At 75.0% G+C, this 18,913-nt stretch carries 11 protein-coding genes; 3 read left to right on the forward strand and 8 right to left on the reverse strand.

What is annotated here, in order from left to right:
- Nucleotides 1–60 precede the first annotated feature (60 nt).
- Nucleotides 61–2,169 carry a TonB-dependent receptor gene (locus tag WME83_RS29575; protein WP_437313051.1) on the reverse strand — a complete coding sequence of 703 codons (2,109 nt, stop codon included), beginning with the start codon at nt 2,167–2,169 and terminating at the stop codon, nt 61–63.
- Between the two features lie 227 nt (nt 2,170–2,396).
- Between WME83_RS29575 and WME83_RS29580 the strand changes: the two genes are divergently transcribed.
- A complete protein-coding gene (locus WME83_RS29580) occupies nt 2,397–3,236 on the forward strand; it encodes a GNAT family N-acetyltransferase (protein WP_437313052.1) in 840 nt (279 codons plus the stop codon).
- Between the two features lie 53 nt (nt 3,237–3,289).
- On the opposite strand, the gene WME83_RS29585 is transcribed toward WME83_RS29580, so the two are convergent.
- The 4 genes from WME83_RS29585 to WME83_RS29600 all read right to left on the reverse strand — a co-directional run bounded on the left by WME83_RS29585 (nt 3,290) and on the right by WME83_RS29600 (nt 13,962).
- Entirely contained in the window at nt 3,290–4,765 is a 1,476-nt protein-coding gene (locus tag WME83_RS29585) for a cytochrome P450 (RefSeq protein ID WP_437313053.1), read from the reverse strand.
- 94 nt (nt 4,766–4,859) lie between these two features.
- Nucleotides 4,860–6,428, reverse strand: coding sequence for an SDR family oxidoreductase (locus WME83_RS29590; RefSeq protein WP_437313054.1), 1,569 nt, complete (start codon nt 6,426–6,428; stop codon nt 4,860–4,862).
- Between the two features lie 29 nt (nt 6,429–6,457).
- Nucleotides 6,458–7,192, reverse strand: coding sequence for a 4'-phosphopantetheinyl transferase superfamily protein (locus tag WME83_RS29595; RefSeq protein WP_437313055.1), 735 nt, complete (start codon nt 7,190–7,192; stop codon nt 6,458–6,460).
- Nucleotides 7,189–13,962 carry an SDR family NAD(P)-dependent oxidoreductase gene (locus tag WME83_RS29600; RefSeq protein ID WP_437313056.1) on the reverse strand — a complete coding sequence of 2,258 codons (6,774 nt, stop codon included), beginning with the start codon at nt 13,960–13,962 and terminating at the stop codon, nt 7,189–7,191. The genes WME83_RS29595 and WME83_RS29600 overlap by 4 nt, the downstream gene beginning before the upstream one ends.
- 399 nt (nt 13,963–14,361) lie before the next feature.
- Between WME83_RS29600 and WME83_RS29605 the strand changes: the two genes are divergently transcribed.
- A complete protein-coding gene (locus tag WME83_RS29605) occupies nt 14,362–14,934 on the forward strand; it encodes a MarR family winged helix-turn-helix transcriptional regulator (protein ID WP_437313057.1) in 573 nt (190 codons plus the stop codon).
- A gap of 305 nt (nt 14,935–15,239) precedes the next feature.
- Nucleotides 15,240–15,827 carry a superoxide dismutase gene (locus WME83_RS29610; RefSeq protein WP_437313058.1) on the forward strand — a complete coding sequence of 196 codons (588 nt, stop codon included), beginning with the start codon at nt 15,240–15,242 and terminating at the stop codon, nt 15,825–15,827.
- A 51-nt stretch (nt 15,828–15,878) separates the two neighbouring features.
- Here WME83_RS29610 and WME83_RS29615 read toward each other — a convergent pair whose 3' ends face one another.
- Genes WME83_RS29615 through WME83_RS29625 form a run of 3 tightly spaced genes read right to left on the reverse strand, consistent with a single transcriptional unit; the run spans nt 15,879 to nt 18,364 of the window.
- A complete protein-coding gene (locus WME83_RS29615) occupies nt 15,879–17,183 on the reverse strand; it encodes an ATP-binding protein (protein WP_437313059.1) in 1,305 nt (434 codons plus the stop codon).
- Nucleotides 17,153–17,827 carry a PAS domain-containing protein gene (locus WME83_RS29620; protein WP_437313060.1) on the reverse strand — a complete coding sequence of 225 codons (675 nt, stop codon included), beginning with the start codon at nt 17,825–17,827 and terminating at the stop codon, nt 17,153–17,155. Before WME83_RS29620 ends, WME83_RS29615 begins: the two co-directional genes overlap by 31 nt.
- Nucleotides 17,828–17,836: 9 nt before the next feature.
- The gene (locus tag WME83_RS29625) at nt 17,837–18,364 is read right to left on the reverse strand and encodes a methanogen output domain 1-containing protein (RefSeq protein WP_437313061.1); all 528 of its coding nucleotides are present in this window, start codon (nt 18,362–18,364) and stop codon (nt 17,837–17,839) included.
- Nucleotides 18,365–18,913: the final 549 nt, after the last annotated feature.

Genomic DNA, 18,913 nt, shown 5'->3' on the forward strand with positions numbered 1-18,913 from the left:
GATAAGCGTCTCTTCCGGCCGCAGCGCGACGAGCCGGACCAGCGAGGGCGACGCGCTTCGCTACCAGTAGCGCGGCTCCTGCTTCTTGCCACGGACATGGATCTGGAGCGTGAGCATCCATGCCGTCGGCGCGGCGACGAGCACGTGCGGCGACGGCGGCGGGGGCGGGAGGCCTCTCTCGAAATTGGAGACGTAGACGTACTGCGCGTCGTAGTAGCGCAGGCCCAGGAGGTTCGTGCCGTTCAGCGCGAGCTCCATGCCGCGCCAGCCGACCGCCGCGACGGCATCGAGGCTGACCGAGTCCTTGCCGTCTCGCCCGCCCGGGAGGGAGCGCCCCGCCACGCCCTCGACGCCGGCGCCCACGCGGACCGTCAGCTCCTTGCCGAAGAGCCGGCCGACGGCCCCCGAGGCGAACACGTCGTCGCGCAGGACGAACGCCGGCGCATAAGGCACCGGATCACCCTTCGCGAAGCGCGCGTCGGACCCGGTGAAGCGGGCGTGGGTGTATGTTCCGCTCAGGTGCGCGCCGAACGGGCCCGAGCGCGCGCTCATCACGAGCTGCGCGCCGGCGCGCACGGACGAGGGGGCCTCGACGTTCTGCCGCGAGGTCGCGTCGAACACCCGGTCGTTCCCGAGCCACGAGCCGAACGCCACGGCCGACCCCTGAAACGACCTCCCCTCCTTGAGGCGGACCCCCGCCTCGACGCTGCGGACCTTGGTGAACGGCACGCGCTCCCCCTCGGCGAGGTCGCGCGCCTGCGGGGAGCGGAACCCCTCGCCGTAGCTCGCCACGACGTGCACGCCGCCCCGGACCGCCACATCCGCCATCACCTTGCTGGACACGACGAACCCCTGCGCCGTCCGCTCGAGCCCGGCATTGCTCGTGCGATCCCGAACGCCGTACGAGAGCGAGTCGAGGCGCGTGCCGCCGCGGACGACCACGCGGCGGATCGGATACAGCGAGAGATCGGCGTAGGCGGCGACGTTCGTCGCGTCGATCGTCGCGTCGACGAGCGCGGCGTTCTTCGAGCCGTCCTCGAACAGGCGCGTGTCGGTCTGGTCGACCGCGTCGACGCGCGAGGTGACGCCCATCTCGATGGAGTCGCGCTTCGAGGTGATGTCGACGGCGTGGCGATAATGCACCGTGAGGCCGACGGTCCATGCGTCGTTCACCATCTCGCTGTCGTCGCTCTCGACGATCGGCGCGCCGGCGAGCTGGTCGAGCGCGTACCCGGTGAGGTTCTGGTGAAACGTCGTCTTGGTCTTGCCCGCGAACGCGCCGATGCCGAGGATGCCTTCGCCGGGGCTCCACACGACCTCGGAGCCGATGAGCGCCTGCGAGGTCCGGTCGCGGCCGAGCGGGCGCTGCGCGGCGTACGGGTAGCCGCCACGCTCCACGGAGGCCTGCGGCAGGTAGCCGGGGAAGTCGAAGCGCGCCGAGCCGATCGCCACGGTCGCGCGGAAGTCGACTTCCTCGTTGCCTCCGCCGAGCTGCCCCACGAACGAGCTGCGCTCGCCCGCGCGCGCGCCGCCCGGCCCGTCGGTCGCGTCGGTCTCGAAGGCCGCGAACGTGTCCATCAGCTCGTTTTGCTCGGGCGCGAACGCGATGAGCACGCGCCTCGTCCCGAACGAGCCGACTCCCCCCTTGAGCCAGAAGCCCGGCGCCGCGAGGCCGAGGTCCATGCGGAGCGAGCCGGCGACGCCGAAGTCGCCTTGCCGCGGATCGTAGGGGCCGCTGGCGATCCGGACCGACCGGACCACCTCCGGCATGATGAGGCGCATGTCGGCATAACCGGGAGCACGGATGTGCGAGACCTGGTTCATGGGGATGTTGCTCGCGAAGATCTCGACGTCCTGGCCCGACGTGCCGTCGAAGCCGCGCAGCGACAGGTGCGGCGCGCGCCCGGGCAGGCCGCGGTCGCTCACGAAGACGCCCGGGGCGACGTTCAGGACGTCGGCGCCCGAGCCGTGCGGCGCCGCCTCGAGGATCTGCGCGTCCACCTCCACGTCCGAGGCGCTCCGGGCCGGCGGCTTCGCCCGCACCCGCACCTCGATGGGCTTGTTCGGTGGAGCGCACGCGTCGATCTCGGCCTGGGTCTTCGCGTCGCGGACGCAGCGCTCGTACTGGTCGGCGCGGGAGAGGCCCGGCCACAGCGACGTGGCGAGCACCGAGGTGGCGACGGCCAGCGGCCCCCTCGACCACCACCGCCGCGATGGATATCGGCTCGATTCCGGTCCCGGGCGACGCCTCATGGGACGATGATACAGACAACCAGACCGAAGCTTGGGCCGGGCGCTCCCGTCGTCACCATGCGCTTCACCCAAGACCAGCGCCACGGCGCCGGAAGAGCAAGAGGAAGCGTCCGCGGCGCCGTCTCTGGCGCTACGCTTCCCCCGTGACACCCCGGCCAGTCTTCGTCGATCGCGCCCTGTCCGCCCGCATCGAGGCCGCCGAGGCCGCGAAGGTCGAGGCCGCCGCGCGCGAGGTCGCCGCGCGGATCCCGGCGCGGCGCGCCGCCGTCGCCGTCATCGCGGGCGGCCGCGCCGCGTTCGTCGCCCCGCACATCCGGCTCTCGCGCGCGGCCGGCCTCGGCATGAGCGGCCCGGTCGAGGCGCGCGACATCGAGGCCCTCGAGGGCTTCTACGCCTCGCGCGGCACGGCGGCGCGCATCCTGGTCTCGCCGTTTGCCCACCCTTCGCTGCTCGCGCGGCTCGGGGAGCGCGGCTTCCGCCTGGACTCGCTCGACGCGGTGCTCGTGCGCACCCTCGCCCCGGACGCCGAGATCCACGGGCCGGAGCCGGCCGCGCGCGGCGGCGTGGTCGTGCGGCGCGCGGCGCGCGACGAAGGCTCGGCGTGGGTCGCGGCCTCGCTCGCCGCGTTCGCCACGGCGGGCGGGCCGCAGCCCGATCGAGGCGACATCTTCGACGCGTGCTTCCACGACCCCGGGTCGACGTACTTCTTCGCGTCGTCGACCGACGGCGCCGTCGCCGGCGTCGGCGCGGTCTACGTGCACGAGCGCGTCGCGCTCCTGTACGCGGGCGGCACGCTCGAGGCCCACCGCGGCCGGGGTGTGCAGCGCGCCCTCATCGACGCCCGTCTCGCGTACGCCCGCGACGCCGGGTGCGACCTCGCCTACTCGGTGGCGCAGGCGGGGAGCACCTCGCAGCGCAACCTGGAGCGCGCGGGCCTCGTGGCCGTGTACTCGCAGGCGGAGCTCAGCAAGCCCTTCGCGTGAGCGCTGGCCTCGGGGGAAGAGGAGGCTCAGGAGCACATCGTCGATGCGCGCCGTCAGGCCCGGGCGGCGAAGGGGCAGCCGCCGGCCCGCATCGCGGCCGCGAGGGGCTCGGCCGCCGCCGGCTCCGCCGCTTCCGCCCGCCCCGCCGGCGCCGGGCGCGCCGTCCTCACCGGCTCACGGCGCTTCAGGATCATGCGCATCCCGTTCACCGGCTGCAGCGAGATGAAGCCGCGGCAACGCGGGTCGAAGCCCGGCACCAGGCGGAGCCGATACCGCTGGAGCGCCATCGCCACCATGATCTTGCCCTCGAGCTGCCCCATGAACTCGCCCAGGCAGATCCGCTGTCCGGCGCCGAACGGGATGTAGGCGAGCTTGTCGTCCGCGCTCCGCCGGTGGTTCGCGAAGCGCTCGGGCTTGAACTCCAGCGGATCGCGCCAGAACTCCGGGTGCCGGTGCGTGACCCACGGGACGATGGCCACCGTCGACCCCGCGGCGACGTGATAGCCGCCGAGGACGTCGTCCTCCAGCGGGCTGCGGAGGATGAACGGCACGGACGGCAGGAGCCGGAGGCACTCGTTGAAGACCATGGCGAGGTACGGCATCGCCTCGAAGTCCTTGGCCGTCGGGGCCCTGCCGCCGAGGACGCGGTCGATCTCGTCGGTGAGCCGGGCGGACACCTCCGGGCGCTGCGCGATCTGGTAGAGCGCCCAGGAGGCGGTGACGCTCGAGGTCTCGTGCCCGACCATCAGGATGGTCTTGATCTCGTCCCGCAGCTGCGCGCGGTCCATCTTGGCGCCGGTCTCGGGATCGACCGAGTTCATGAGGCGCACGAGCACGTTGTCCGCGTCGCCCGCGCCGCGCTGGTAGCCGTCGATGATGTCGTCGATCACGGTGTGCACGCGGTGCATGGCCCGCTGAAAGCGGACGTGGCTGGGCAGCGGCCACGACAGGGGCGGGTTGACCAGCGAGTACATCCGCTTGAGCGCGATCGACAGCGCGTACTTGAAGGCCTCGCGGACGGTGTCGGTGTGGGCCTGCAGCGCGGCGCCGAAGAACGCCTCGCCCGCGATACCGAACGTCACGTCCATCATGTCGTCGTTGATGTCGCGCTCGAACTCCCCCGGATGGGCGTCCCAGCGCCGCAGCACCGCCTCCATGTGGTCGACGATGATGGGCACGAACTTGAGCGTGTTCGCGTGGTTGAACTGGGGCTGCACGTGCCGGCGCTGGCGCCGCCAGAGCTCGCCCTCGCTGTTCACGAGGCCCCAGCCGAGCACGTGGGCGAGCTCGTGATACCGCTTGCCCTTGGGGTAGTTCCGGATGTTCGCGCGGAGGACATGCGCGATGTCGTTCGGGTGAAACGCCATGATGAAGTCCTCGGCTCCGGGCGCCCGCAGGCGCACGACGTCGCCGTACCTCGCGAAGAGGTCCTCGTAATGGCGCATGTCGCCGGTCCTGAAATTCGCCAGGTACCGCAGGCTGGCGAGCGGGCCGGGGCCCGGGGGCTGCCGATCGAGATTGGCACTCATGACTCCTCCTTCTCCACGAGCTGAAAGCAAGCCGGCGCGAGCCGGCGTGAGCCGCCGCGCGCCGAGCGCAGGCCGGCGCCGGCCATCGCGGCCGTCAGATGCACAGCGAGCCCCCGCCGTCGACCGTGAGGGTCGCGCCGTTGATCATCCGCGCCCCGTCCGACAGGAGCAGCAGGACGGCGTCGGCGACGTCCTCCTCGGTGCAGAGCCGTCCGCCCGGCGTGCGCGACTCCCAATACGGGAGGATCCGATCGTGATCCGGGTAGTTGCTCGTCACGTGGCCGTAGATCGGCCCGGCGGAGACGCAGTTGACCTGCACGTTGCGCGGGGCGAGCTCGACGGCGAGCGCGCGCGTGAGCGACTCCACCGCGGCCTTCACCGCGCCCATGGCGCCGAAGTGCTCGAGGTACCGCGACGAGCCGTTCGACGACAGCGCGACGATGCGCCCGCCGCCGTGGCGCTCCATCAGGCGCGCCGCGCGCAAGGCGCACTGGTGGTAGCCGATGACGTTCGTGCGGAACGCGAGCTCCCAGTGCTCCGGGGTCGTCTGCTCGAGGGGGCCGAACCGGCCGTTCGACGCGTTGCTGACGAAGTGGTGCAGCTCGCCGACGTCGCGCGCGATCGCCTCGAAGAGCTTGTCGACGTGCGCGGGGTTGGCGACCGAGCCCCAGACGTGCACCGCGTCGCCGCCGGCGCCGCGGATCTCGTCGGCGACCGCGTCGCCGTCGTCGCGCGAGTGGAAGCTGTTGACGACGACCCGCGCGCCGGCGCGCCCGAGCTTCGTCGCGATGGCGCGGCCGAGCCCGCGGCTCGATCCGGTCACGAGGATCGTCTTGCCCGCGAGCGCGGCCCCGGGCGCCGGGGTCGCGCGCCGCGCGGCGGGGGCCGCCGGCGCGCGCGCCGCGGCGGCCTGCGCGGGCGGCGGCGCGCCGAGGAGGCGCGCGAGGTCGCCGACCGTGCGGGCCTCGTCGATCGCCCCCGCGAGGCCGTCGGGCAGGGCGCCGCGCTGCCGGAGGAGCGCGCGGACCTCGTCGCGCCGGCGGCGGCCGATCCCGAGGTCCTCCTCGAGCCGCGCGTCGGGGACGAGCAGCTCGGCCGGGTGGCGCGTCGCGTCCGCGATCGCCTGGACCACGGCGCGGAGCGCCTCGCCCGCTGCGGCGGCGCTCGTCGCGCCGTTGCTCGCGGTGGGGCCGCTGGCCGGCGCCGCGTGGCCGTTGGCCCGCCCAGCGGGCTCGGCGTGGCCGCCGATCTGTCCGGCCGGCTCGGCGTGGCCGCCGATCTGTCCGGCCGGCTCCGTGTGACCGCCGACCTGTCCGGCCGGCTCGGCGTGGCCGCCGATCTGTCCGGCCAACTCCGCGTGGCCGTTCGCGTGCCATCCGCCCCCCGCGACGTCGGCCCACGGCGCGACGTCGGAGCGCGCCGTGAGCGTGCGCGAGAGGAAGTCGCTCACGCGGGCCACCGTGCGCAGCTCGTCGGGCGTGGCCTTGAGCGCGTCCGAGAGGCCGAAATCCGCGCGCAGCGTCGCGAGGATCTCTCCGCGCTTCACGGAGTCGATGCCGAGGTCCTGCTCCAGGTCGGCGTCGGGGACGACGACCTCGTCGGGGTAGCGCGTCATGCGCACGAAGACGGAGCGAACGTGTTCGAGGAGATCTTGAGCTTGCATCGTCGAAACCTCGTGTTTTTGAGAGCCATTCATCCAAGAGCGATGGCCGGAGGGACCGGCACGGTCGCGAAGAGCGCGAACGCGCCGGTCAGCACGGCCCGGCCGAAGAACTGCCCGCCGCGCGCGGTCAGCGCGAAGGCGCGGACGGAGGGCGGCGCGAGGCGCGCGCCTCCCGGCGGGAACGCGACGTCGATGTCCCGGAAGGAGAACCGGGCGGGCAAATCGAGCGCGCCCGTCTTGTAGAGCGCCTCCTTCGCGCTCCAGAGCAGCGTCTCGAGCGCGGCGCGCGGGGCGCCCGCCGCGGCGCCGCGCGCGAGCCCCTCGCGCTCGCGCGGCGTGAAGTGCTCGTCGGCGAAGGCGGCCGCGCGCGCCTCGACCCGCTCGACGTCCACGCCGACGGCGCGCGCCGTGGTGACCGCCGCCGCCGCGAGGTCGCCCGCGTGGGAGAGCGACAGCGCGAGCGCGCCGTCCTCGAAGCGCGGGGGGCCGCCGCCGGGCCCCGTGACGGCGCAGGCGAGGTAGTCCGCCCGCGGGTGCGCCTCGAGCGCGGCCGCGTCGAGCGAGACGAGCGGGGCGCCGCGGCCGGCGGCGAGCTCCAGCCGGAGCCACTTCGCCGCGACGCGCGCGCACGCGGACTGCGCCCGGCGGGCGGCGGCGCGCTGGCCCGCGCACGCGCGGCGCTCGCCGGCCGTCAGGTAGGGCTCGAGGCGCGCCGCCGCGGCCTCGTCGGCCCGGACGACCGCGATCGCGAGCGGCGGCGTCACGGCGCCCCCAGCGGCAGCGACGCCGGCGCGGCCGGGCGCGCCTCGGCGGCCACGCGGCCCACCGCGAGCCCCACGAGGCCCTCGAGGTCGAGGAGCACGCCGCCCGCCGGATCGAGCGCCTGCGCCCACGCGCCGAGGACGCGGTCGCCCGCGGCGGTCGGGGCCGCGGCGACGAGCCGGACCGGGCCGCCCGCGTCGCGGATCGCGAGGTCGTTCGCGGCCGCGCCGAAGCGGATCCGGTCGACGCCGCCAGCGGCGCACACCGGGAACGCGCCCGCGTCGTCGCGGCGCAGGACGCCGAGCGTCAGGAGGGCGTCGAGCAGGAGGAACGGCGTGGCGGCCACGCGCAGGCGCGAAAGGGCGCGATCCTTCGGGGGGCGGAACCGGGCCGACGAGTGCGCGGCCCCGAGCACGACGGTGCCGAGGTGGTCGAACCAGCCCGCGTGCCGGAGGGGCGCGCCGGGGCTCGCGTAGGGGTCGCGGAACGCCGGCCCGTCGACGCGCCCGGCGTGGCGCGGGGCGAGGGGGTCGCGGCCTGTGTCGATCGCGCCGAGCTCGACGACGCAGGTCGCGAAGGGCACGCCGGCGCGGAGGACCAGGCCCGACCGGTGGACGAAGTCGCCGCGCACCTCGACGGCGCACGCGACGCGGCCGCCGTCGAGCCGCTCGCGCCGGGTCGTCACCGTGCGCACCTCGCGGGCCGCGTCGTCGGGCAGGCGCAGGAGCTCGAGGAAGCGCACGTCGCGCACCTCGCGGACCACCGCGCCGGCGTCCGCCGCCGCGAGCGCGTGCCGGACGGCCAGCTCGACGAGGAAGGCGCCGGCCGCGACGGCGGAAGAGCGCGCGCGGTGGTCGGAGAGCCACGGATCGACGCGCGGATCGAGCGTCCACGCGCGCTCCTCCGGGCCCTCGGGCGCGCCCGTCGCCGCGGCGCGCGGGCCGGACGCAGCGATGCGCGGGCCGGACGCAGCGATGCGCGGGGCGAAGCGCTCGATCTCGCTGTCCGTGAGCAGCACCTGGGCCGCGCCGACGGGGCGCTCGGCCGCGAGGTCGAGGAAGATCTGCCGCCCCTCCTCCGGCTCGATGCCCCGGAGCGCGCGCGCCGCGCCGAGCGCGCTGTACTCGGACCCGGCGGTCATGCCGACGCCGTTCCAGCCGAGCCACGCGATGCTGGACCACGGGCCGGCGTCCGCCTCGGCCGCGAAGCACGCGGCGGCGCGGTTCATCGCCTCGTTGGCCGCGCCGTAGTCGGGCTGCCCGTCGTTGCCGAGCACGCTGAACGCCGACGTGACGAGGTGGACGTGCGGCCGGGCGGCGGGCAGGTGGCGCGCGAGCGCGCGGCGGAGGTGGCCGAGGCCCGCGAGCTTCGTGTCCACGATCCGCTCGAAGAGCTCCAGCGACTTCGACGTGAGCCGGCTCGACACCTGGATGCCCGCGCCGTGCACGATCAGGTCGACCCGGCCGTAGGCCGCCGCGACGGCGGCCACGGCGCGCTCGACGTCCGCGGCGCTCGTGACGTCGGCGGCGTGGTAATCGACGCTCCCGCCGCGCGCGCGCAGGTGGGTCAGGACGCGGTGCGCCTCGCGCGCCGCCCGGATGCGGCCGTAGCGCTCGCGCAGCGCGGCCATCCGCACGCCGCGTTCCTCGCGCAGCGCCTCGGCGTAGAAGTCCCGCTCGTACGCGTCGAGCTCCGCGTCGGTCATCGCGAGCGTGTGCGGGGGGGCGTCCTCCAGCCGCGATCGGCCGAGGAGCACGGCGCGGCAGCCGAAGCGCTCGAGCAGGGCCTCGACGAACTGCGCCGTGATGCCGCGCGCGCCGCCCGTCACGAGCGCGACCGCGTCCGGGCCGAGCGGCGAGGCCGCGCGCGCGGGCGGCCCCGAGGGGCGGGCGAGCTGCACCACGTGCCGCACGCCGCCGAGATCGACCACCTCCTCGGGGGTGGCCGGCCGGGCGCGCCGCCACTCCTCGAAGAGCGCGCCGAGCGCCGCCGCGGCGTCCTGCGCGTCCGTGTGGACGACGCGCACGTCGCCGCCCGGCAGCTCGCGCGCCAGCGACTTCACGAAGCCGCCGACGGCGCCGCTCGCCGGCGCGAGCCGCCCGGCTGGGTCCACCGCGCCGACGACGACCGCGGCGAAGGCCACGTCGCCGCGCGCCACGGCGTCGTAGTAGCGGCGCGCCGCGCCGAACAGCGCGCGCAGCGCCGGCCGGTACGAGCCCGGCGCGCCGTCGACGAAGGCGCGCGCGTCCTCGGCGCGGGTGAGCACGACGACCGCGTCGACGTCATCGGGCGCGAGGGCCCGGAAGGACGCGCTCAGCCGCTGCTCGTCGCCGGCGTCGATCGACGGCCCCCCGCCGCCGGCCTCGGGCCCCGGCGCCGCGAGCGCGCGCGCGGGGTCGAGCGCCGCGTCGCCGGCGAGCTCGAGGACGCGCGCGCGCTCCTCGACGGAGCGGGCGGCGCGCCGCACGTCCGCGGCCAGCGCCGCGTCGGCGCAGACGTAGAGGACGCGGGACGGGGCGCGCGCCGCGGGCCCGGCGGCCGGCACGCGCGCGATCTCGGGGACGTAGCAGTGGATCGGCGTGCCCGTCGCGAACCCCGAGGGCGCTGGCGCCGGCGCGACGCTGGGCGCCGGCGCGACGCTGGGCGCCGGCGCGACGCGAGACGGCGGCGCCGCGCGCACGCCCTCGGGGGGCGCGACCTCGACCGCGCGGGCGTCCGAGGGCCAGCGCACGGCGGCGGCGGTGCCGTGCTCGCGCGCGCCGCGGATCGCCTCGAGGAGCTCCACCGCGCCCTCGGCCCCGCGCAGCCGCGCCCGCGGGCGGCCCGGCCCGCTGACCACGAGCTCGCGGCCGGCGAGGGCCCCCTCCGCCGCCCCCGCCGCGTCGGCGGGCGCGACGCGGAGTCGCGCGAGCACCGGAAAGGCGTGGCGCGCCGCGGTCTCCTCGGTGCACAGCGCGACGAGCAGCGCCCCCTCGCCCACCGGCCGCGGATCGCGGGTCGCCGACGCGCCGCGCGCGACGTCGTCGCTGAACGCGTTGACGGCGCCCGCCAGCACGACCTCGCACTCCTCGTCGAGCACGAGATCGGCGGCCGCGAGCGCGTCGAGCAGCGAGGCCTCGGAGGTGTCGACGACGAAGTTCGGCCCGCGCAGGCCGAAGACGTTGGCGACGCGCCCGGAGATGACGTTGGGCATGTTGCCCGGCTGCGTGTACGGCCCCGTCGCGGGCGAGCCCGCGCGGAGCGCGTCGACCGTCGCGGAGACCAGCGCCGGGCTCACGCCGCGCGCGCGGAGCGCCCGCGCCACGCGATCGGCGAAGATCCGCTCGTTCGCGCGCGCGCCGCGGCGCGTCTTGCCCTCGTGGCCGACGACGACGCCGATGCGCTCGCCGAGCTCGCGCGCGGGCAGCGCCTCGAGCGCCCTCTCCGCGGCCATCGCCGCGAGCAGCTGCGTCGGGTCCATCGCCTCGAGCGCGTCCGGGAGGACCGGCGCGCGGGCCGGCAGCCGCAGCGCGCGCTCGTCGAACGCGAGCGCGTCCGAGGGCGCGTCCGCGGGCGCGCCGCCCTCGCCGGGGAACACGGCCCCCAGCCCGACGACGCACAGCGCGCGGGCCTCGCCGCGCGGGCGCGGGCGCGGGCGCGGCGCGTGGCGGCCCGGCCGGTGCTCCTCGACGACGAGGTGGGCGTTGGTGCCGCCGAAGCCGAAGCTGTCGAGCCCGGCGCGCAGCGGCGCGCCGCCGTCCGCGGTCCACGGGGCGGCCGCCGTCGGGATGGCGAACGGCGAGCGCGCGAGGTCGATGCGCCCGCTCGGCGCCCGGAACCCGTGCTGCGCGAAGATCGTGCGCTCGCGGATCGCGAGCACGACCTTGATGAGCGACGCGACCCCCGCGGTCCAGCCGGTGTGCCCGAGCAGCGACTTGACGCTGCCCAGGGCGATGCGCGGCGCGCCCTCCTCGCCGGCGAACACCTCGGCGAGCGCCTTGTGCTCGGTCGCGTCGCCGACGGGCGTCGCGGTGGCGTGCGCCTCGACGACCTGCACGGACCGCGGCGCCACGCCGGCGGCCGCGTAGGCGCGCCGCATGGCCAGGCTCTGCCCGCGGCTCTGCGGCACGGTGACCGACGGGCTCGGGCCGTCGCTCGACACGCCGCTGCCGAGCAGCACCGCGTCGACGCGATCGCCCCGCGCGCGGGCGTCGTCGAGCCGCTCGAGCACGACCACGGCGGCGCCCTCGCCGAACACCACCCCGTCGGCCGACGCGTCGAACGGGCGGCTGCCGGTCGCGGAGAGCCCGCCGAACTGCGAGAACTGGCAGGCGTTGGTCGGGCCGGGCTGGTAGGCGCCGCCGGCGATCACGACGTCGGCGAGGCCGCGGCGCAGCATCGCGGCGCCGAGGTGCACCGCGTGCATCGACGACGCGCAGGCCGCGTCGACCACCACGGTGCGCACGCCCTCGCGCACGACGTCGCGCACGACGCGCGCGAGCGGCTCGACGTGGCCCCGGCACGCCGCGCGCCGCTCCGCGTCGAGCCCGAGCTCGCCCGCCAGGGCCTCCGCGACGGCGGCGCGGTCCGCCGGGTCCGCGGCGACGCCGGCGAGCGCGCGCTCGACGCCGAGCAGCAGCGTCGCCTCGTCGTGCTCGATCGAGCCGTCCGCCGTCGACCCGAGGAGGCACGCGATCCGGAGCGGCGCGCCGTCGCGGAGCACGGCCGCCTGCGCTTTGGCCTCGGCGAGCGCGCACGCCAGCATGCGGGCCGTCTTGGGCAGCCGCTCGAGGGTGCGCGCGTCGTACCCGGTGCGCTCGGCGTACGGCCCGAGCGCGTCGACCGTGCCGGCCAGCAGGCTGTACGTCTTGTCGGCGGCGCGGCCGGGGCTCAGGAAGTCGGTCGCGAGGTCCGGATGTCGCGCGCCGGTGTCGGCGATGCCGCACGTCCCCGACCGCAGCTGCGCGAGGTAGGCGTCGACGCCGCCGGAGCCCGGCAGCACCGCGCCCATGCCGACGATGGCGATCGGCGCGGCGCCCGCCGGCGCGGCGGGGTCGCCGTGCGGGCTCGCCTCGGGCGCGACGGCGCTCGCCGGCGCCGCGGCGCTTGCGGCGCTCGCCGACGCCGCGCCCTCGCGCGGGCGGCGGTCGTCCCGCTCTCCCTCGGGGAGCGCCGCGACCGCCGTCAGCGCGTGGCCGGCGGCGCGCAGCGCCTCGACCGCGCGCCGGTGCTCGTCCACCACGTCCTCTCCGGCGCGGAACGTCGCGATCACGCGCAGATCGGGCCCCGGCGGCGCGCTCCGTCGCACGAGGGCGGTCAGGGCGCTGCCGCCGCCGCACTCGACGAAGGTGCGGCAGCCCGCCGCGTGCAGGTCGCGCACCGCCGCGCCAAAGTCGAGCGGCGTCACGAGGTGCATGGGGAGCAGGCGCGCGGGCGCGAGCGCGCCCTCGCCGTAGTGGACGCGATCGATCGGCGAGTACGTGGCCAGCGCCGGCCGCGCTGCGCCCGCGCGCAGGGCGGCGCTGGCGAACGGGCCGACCGCCGGCGCGAGCAGGGGCGAGTGGAAGGCGTAGCGGCTCGCGAGCACGGTCGCCCGGACGCCGGCGCCCTCGAGCCGCCGCTCGAGCGCCGCGATGCCGTCCGCCGTGCCCGAGGCGACCGCCTGGTCGGCCGCGTTGATCACCGAGACGAACACGTCGTCCCGGCCGAGCGCCCGCACCTCGTCGCGCAGCCGCTCGGCGCCGGTGTGCGCCGCGAGCATGCGGCCGGGCGGCGCGCCGCGCAGGGCGAGCACCCGCCGGCCCACGAGCTCCGCGGCCGTCACGAGCGAGAAGGCCCCCGCGGCGGCCAGCGCGGCGATCTCCCCGAGGCTGTGCCCCGCCACGACGTCCGGCTCGAGCCCGGCGGACCGGAGCAGCGCGACGGCGACGTAGTCCTGGACGAGGATGCCGAGCTGATCGAGGTCGGCGCACGCGTCGAGGGCGGCCCGCGCCCCCGCCTCGTCGGCGGCGACGAGCGCCGCGAGCGACGCGCCGAGCAGCGCCCGCGCCGCGGGCTCGGCCTCGGCGACGGCCGCGCGCGCGATGTCGAAGCGCGCGTGGAGCGCGCGCAGGAGCCGGAGGTCGAACGAGCCCTGGCCGGGCAGGAGCAGGGCGACCTTCTCGGCGCCTCCGCGGCCCGCCCGCGCGGGCGCCCCCCCTTGCGCGGGCTCGCCCGCCGCGCCCGCCGCGCCCCACTGCGTATGGTGCGGGCCCGACGCGTGCATCGGAGCGCGCGCGACCTCGACGGCGTGCCGGAGGAGGCGCTCGGGGAAGAGCTCGCGCAGCGCGGAGCCGCCGCGCAGGGCGAGCTCGACGAAGCGCTGGTGCGGCACCTGCTCGTCGAGCGCGCCGACGTGCATCGTCACGGATCTGGGCAGCGGCGCGAGCTCGTCGCTCGTCGCCCCGACGGCGACGATCCGCTGGTAACCGCACGCCACGGGCTCGCCGTCGAAGCGGACCGTGCGGAAGTACCCGTAGGCGCTCGAGCGCGTCACGGCGCCGAGGGTCATGAAGATCGCGACGCGCTCGCCCACGCGGACCGGCGAGAGGTTCCGGCTGTAGCCCTCGGTGGTGAGCAGCCGGATCGCGGCGCGATCGTCCTCGTGCGGGAGCGAGCCGTCCGCGGCCTCGGCGAAGTAGAGCGTCTCGCGCGCGATGCACTGGAAGCGGAAGTTGGTGAGGTAGTGATGGCTCCCGTAGGCCATGCTGTCCTCGAACTTCACGCAGTACGGAACGACGAAGAACTCGCCCATGGAACCTCTCCACGCAGCCCGCTCGCGCGCGGCGTCGACGCACGCCTGGCACCGCGTGCCAGCCGATGCTTCGTGCGTCCCTCACCGCCCCGCGGTCGGGCTGTCGAAATAAGTGTACCTACACCTAAATGCGCGGCGCGGGCCCACGGCCGCCGGCCGCGCGCCCGAGCCGCGGGCGCGCGCCTCGGCGCCGTCGCGGCCCGGGCAGCGGATATCGAGCGATCGACCGACGGATCGGTCAGCGCGCGCCGGGGCCTGGACGCCCCGGCGACGAGCCAGCGATGGAGCGGGGAATGCCGCCCCGCATCGTGGGGATAGGTGTACCTGCACCTGTACAGATGTCAAGCAGTTCGGGACGTCCCAGATGGCGGGTCGTCCCGAAACGGTGTAGATACACTTGTGGTTGATTTTGCCCGCGCCTCCGAGATCATCGCGAGCCAGTGCGCCCTCGTGCGCGTGCGCCGCGCGTCGCGCGCGCTGACGCGGCTCTACGACGAGGCGCTGCGGCCCTCGGGGCTCCAGGCGACGCAGCTCACGATGCTGGTCGCGGTCGCGACGTGCGGCGACGGGGGCGTGAAGCTCGGCGCGCTCGCCGACGGCCTCGTCATGGATCGCACGACGCTCACGAGGAACCTCGCGCCGCTGGAGAGGGCGGGCCTGCTCCGCGTCGCGCGCGCGCCCGACGACGCGCGCGTCCGCCTCATCTTCCTGACGCGCCAGGGAGAGCGCGCCATCGAGGCGGCGTTCCCGCTGTGGGAGCGGACCCAGAAGCACGTCCGCGAGCAGCTCGGCCCCAGCGAGGCCGACGCGCTCCGCGAGGAGCTCGGCCGCGTCGTGGCCCTGGCCGCGCGGCCCGAGAAGGCGCCGGAGCGGCCAGCGCGGCCGGCGAAGGCGCCGGCGCGGGAACGGCCTGCGCGGCCGGCCAAGCCGGCCAAGCGCACGGCGAAGCGACGATCGCCGCAGGCGCGATGACCACGGCGCGGCGCCGCCACAGCGCCGTGAGAGGAGCGCTCAGCGCCCCCTGAAGTCCCCGCAGAAGACGTCGACCTGCGAGCGTCTCCGATCCGAGATTGGACTCTCGGGGTGGCGCGGCGTCCTGATGAGATTGCGCAGGTCTGGCGCGGCAGATGTTGCAGATGTTATCGAGCGGTCGGGCGCCTGTATCGCCGCCCCGGGCGCATCGGCGCCGGCGCGGATTGACGGGCAGCGCCGCGGGTTCGAGAGTCGAAGGGCGCAAACCTCGCCGGAGCGCGCACGAACGAGACAAGGAGGACACCATGGACTTCGAGGTGGCACCGCTGCCCTACCCCAAGGACGCGCTGGAGCCCGCCATGAGCCGGGAGACGCTCGAGTTTCATTACGAGAAGCACCACAAGGGCTACATGTCGAAGCTCAAGAGCCTGATCGACGGCAAGCCCGAGGCGAACGCGAGCCTCGTCGATCTCGTGCGCACGAGCTCTGGCGCGGTGTTCAACAACGCAGCTCAGGTCTGGAATCACACCTTCTTCTGGGAGGGCATGAGGCCGGAAGGCGGCGGCCCACCGCCCTCGGGGGACGTGGGCGATCTCATCGCGGGCCTCGGCGGCTGGGAGAAGTTCCGCGGCGACTTCATCGCCGCCGGCGTCGCGCGCTTCGGCTCGGGGTATGCGTGGCTCGTGCTCGACGGCGGCAAGGGCAGGATCCTCGACACGCCGAACGCAGAGACCCCGCTCACGACCGGCGCGGCGCCGCTCCTCACGTGCGATGTCTGGGAGCATGCTTATTACCTCGATCACCGCAATAACCGACAGCGCTTCCTGGAGGTGTTCCTCGACAGGCTCGTGAGCTGGGACGCCGTCGCCAGGAACCTCCGCGCCGCGCCGTAGCGGGGCCCGAGCAGGCCGAGCGGCCGCTGGCGACGATGAAGAGCGATCAGGCTACCGCGCGGGGCCGCCCGTCGGCGTCACCCCCGCGAGCAGCGCCATGAGCGCCGATGCCTCGACCGGCTTCAGCAGGTGGTGATCGAACCCGGCGTCGACGGCGCGCTTCCGGTGGGCGTCCTGGCCGTAGCCGGACACCGCGATGAGCGTGCACCGATCGAGCGCCGGCTCGCGCCGCAGCCACCGCGCGAGCTCGAATCCATCCATCCCGGGCAGGCCGATGTCCAGCACCGCGACGTCCGGTCTGTGCGCCCGCAGGAGCTCCAGCGCCTCGAGCCCGTCGTGCGCGACCACGACGTCGTGTCCCCACCGCTTCAGGGAGACCGCGAGAAGGTTGGCCGCATCGTGGTTGTCGTCCACCACGGCGATGCGCAGCCGCGCACCACCAGCCGCCGGCTCGCGCTCGCGGGCGCCCGCCGCCACGACCTCGCCACGCACCGCCGGGAGGCGCACGATGAACTCGGCCCCCTGCCCCACCCCCGCGCTCACGCACGAGCACGACCCGCCATGCAGTTCGACCAGGCGCCTGACCAGCGCGAGGCCGACGCCGAGCCCGCCCCGGGAGCGGTGCAGGGACCGATCGCCTTGCACGAAGACGTCAAAGATATACGGTAGGAGCTCAGGGGCGATGCCGACCCCGTCATCGCGCACCGAGGCGACCACCTCGCCGTGATCGGCGCGCGCCGACAGCCAGACGTGGCCGCCCGGCGGCGTGTACTTGGCAGCGTTGTTCAGCAGGTTGCAGAAGATCTGCTCGAGGCGCGTCGCGTCCCCCTGCACGGGCGGCAGGTCCCCCGCGACGGAGAGGTGGAGCTCGTGCCGGCCAACCTCGATCAGCTTGCGGCTGGTCTCGACGGATCGCTGGAGCACGCGCGAGACGTCGACGATCTCGGTGCGGAGCGAAATCTTTCCCTGGCTGATCCGCGCCACGTCCAAGAGGTCGTCGACGAGCCGCGCCATGTGGCGGACCTGGCGCTCCACCACCTGAGCGGCGTACCCGGCCTCCGGGTCGTCTTCGGGCGTGCGCAGGAGGGTCGTGGCCGTGAGGATCGCGGCCATCGGATTGCGCAGCTCGTGCGCGAGCATGGCGAGGAACTCGTTCTTCCGGCGATCGGCCAGCACGAGCTCCGCGAGGCGCTGCTCCGCGAGCCGCTCGAGCGCCCGGCGCTCGGCGATCCCACGGAAGACCAGCACGGCGCCGATGACCTCGCCGCTCGCGTCCCGGATGGGCGCCGCGCTGTCGTCGATGGGCGTCTCGCCGCCGCCCCGCGTCACGAGCAAGGTGTGGTTGGCGAGCCCCACGATGTGCCCTTCCCGCAGCACCCGCCCGGCGGGGTTCTCGATCGGCTCGCGCGTCGCCTCGTGGCGAACACCTCGGTCACCGGCCGACCGGTCGCCTCGCCCTCGGTCCAGCCGGTGAGCTGCTCCGCCACGGGGTTCATGAAGACGACGCGCCCGTCGACGTCGGTCGCGATCACCGCATCTCCGATGCTGACGAGGGTCACCCGCAGCCACTCGCGCTGCCGGTCGAGCTCCCGGCTGGCGCGCCGCTGGGCCGTGATCTCCCGCCGCAGGTGCTCGAGCGTGCGGTTGAGCTCCACGAACGCCGAGAGCGCGGCCTGCTCGTGCACGAAGCGGAGCATGACGATCCCCGGCTGCCCCTCCGACGAAGGGCGCACGACCGCGCCCTCGACGCGATAGCGACGGCCCTGGTGGAGCGTGAGCGTGCCGATCGTCGGCTGGCGCACGCGCGCGCTGCGCCTCAGCAATCCCTCCACGTGCTCCCGCGCGTCGGAGCAGAGCGCGGCGAGGGCCTGACCCTCGCTCGCGCCGCCGAGCGCCTTGCGGGCGCTCTGGTTCGCGGCGACCACGAGCCCGTCGGTCGACACGAGCAGCACAGGCTCGGGCAGCACGTCGGCGAGCTGGCCGAAGCTGAGCGTCCACATGCCGCGCGCTTAACCCTTGAAATACTCCTGACCTGCAGGCGCGTCGTCGTCAAGCGGCGGCTTCAGGTGCACGACGACGCGGCAGCCGGCGTGCCCCTGCGCGATCGACTCCTCGATGACGACACGCGCATAGCCCAGGTTCTCCGCGGTGATGACGCCGAAGACGTTGGACGTCATCATGCACAGCGCCTGCCGGTCCTTCACCAGTTCGCCGAAAGGACACGCGCGGTTGCCGAGCACGAGCTTGTCGTCGCTCTCCTCGATAACATAGAAATCTCCCTGGATCCGTCGCTTGAGGTCCACGAGCACCTGGGCGACCTGCGCGCGTGTGAGCGCCTCGGCCCGGAGCCCCGACCGGTACTCCTCATTGAGCCTGTCGCCGATCTTCTGGCCCACGATGCTCACGAACCCCGACGCTTGATCGAGGCCGACGACCTCCTGCAACGTGCCGGCGAGCTCGCGCAGGAGCTGCCGCAGAAAGCGATCTCTATCGAGCTCTACAGGTAACCGCCGTACGGCCTCTGCTGCGCTGCTCATCGGGAAGCCCTCCTCATTACCGGGTGCGCGTCTGTGTCTACCATGCGCTGCCCAGGCCAACCGAGGCGATGACCAGCGCCGAGACCCGCCCGACCATGACACAGTAATTTTGTTGCTGCACAAAGAAAAATTCAGCCCACGTCGCGTGATGCGGAGATCCGGAGCCCGGCGACCTCGCGCTGCGGGCGCCGCCGAGACAGCGGCGCGACACCTCGCCGGCGCACGAGGCGGCGACGCGCGGGCGCGCATTCGTTTCCAGCGAGGCGCTCGAAGCGCAGATGCCCGGGGGCCGAGAGCAGGAATCGAGATCGGCGCAGGAGCGCTCGCGCGGTCCGGTGCGCACACCGCAGCTCGGGCCCGACGACGGCGAGCGCGCCCGCGCGTTACGTCAGGAACTGATCGGCGATGACGGCGAGAACGTATCTTCCCACGTGCTCCATGGCTCTATCGAAACAGGGCCAGCTGGTATAAACAGAGACAGGCGCGTCGAGCCCAGGGGGGCCTGCGGAGATCGATGCGCCGCTCTACAGCACAGCCCTGTGGGTGAGT

This window comes from Sorangium sp. So ce385, from assembly GCF_051474135.1.
Taxonomy (GTDB): domain Bacteria; phylum Myxococcota_A; class Polyangia; order Polyangiales; family Polyangiaceae; genus Sorangium; species Sorangium cellulosum_D.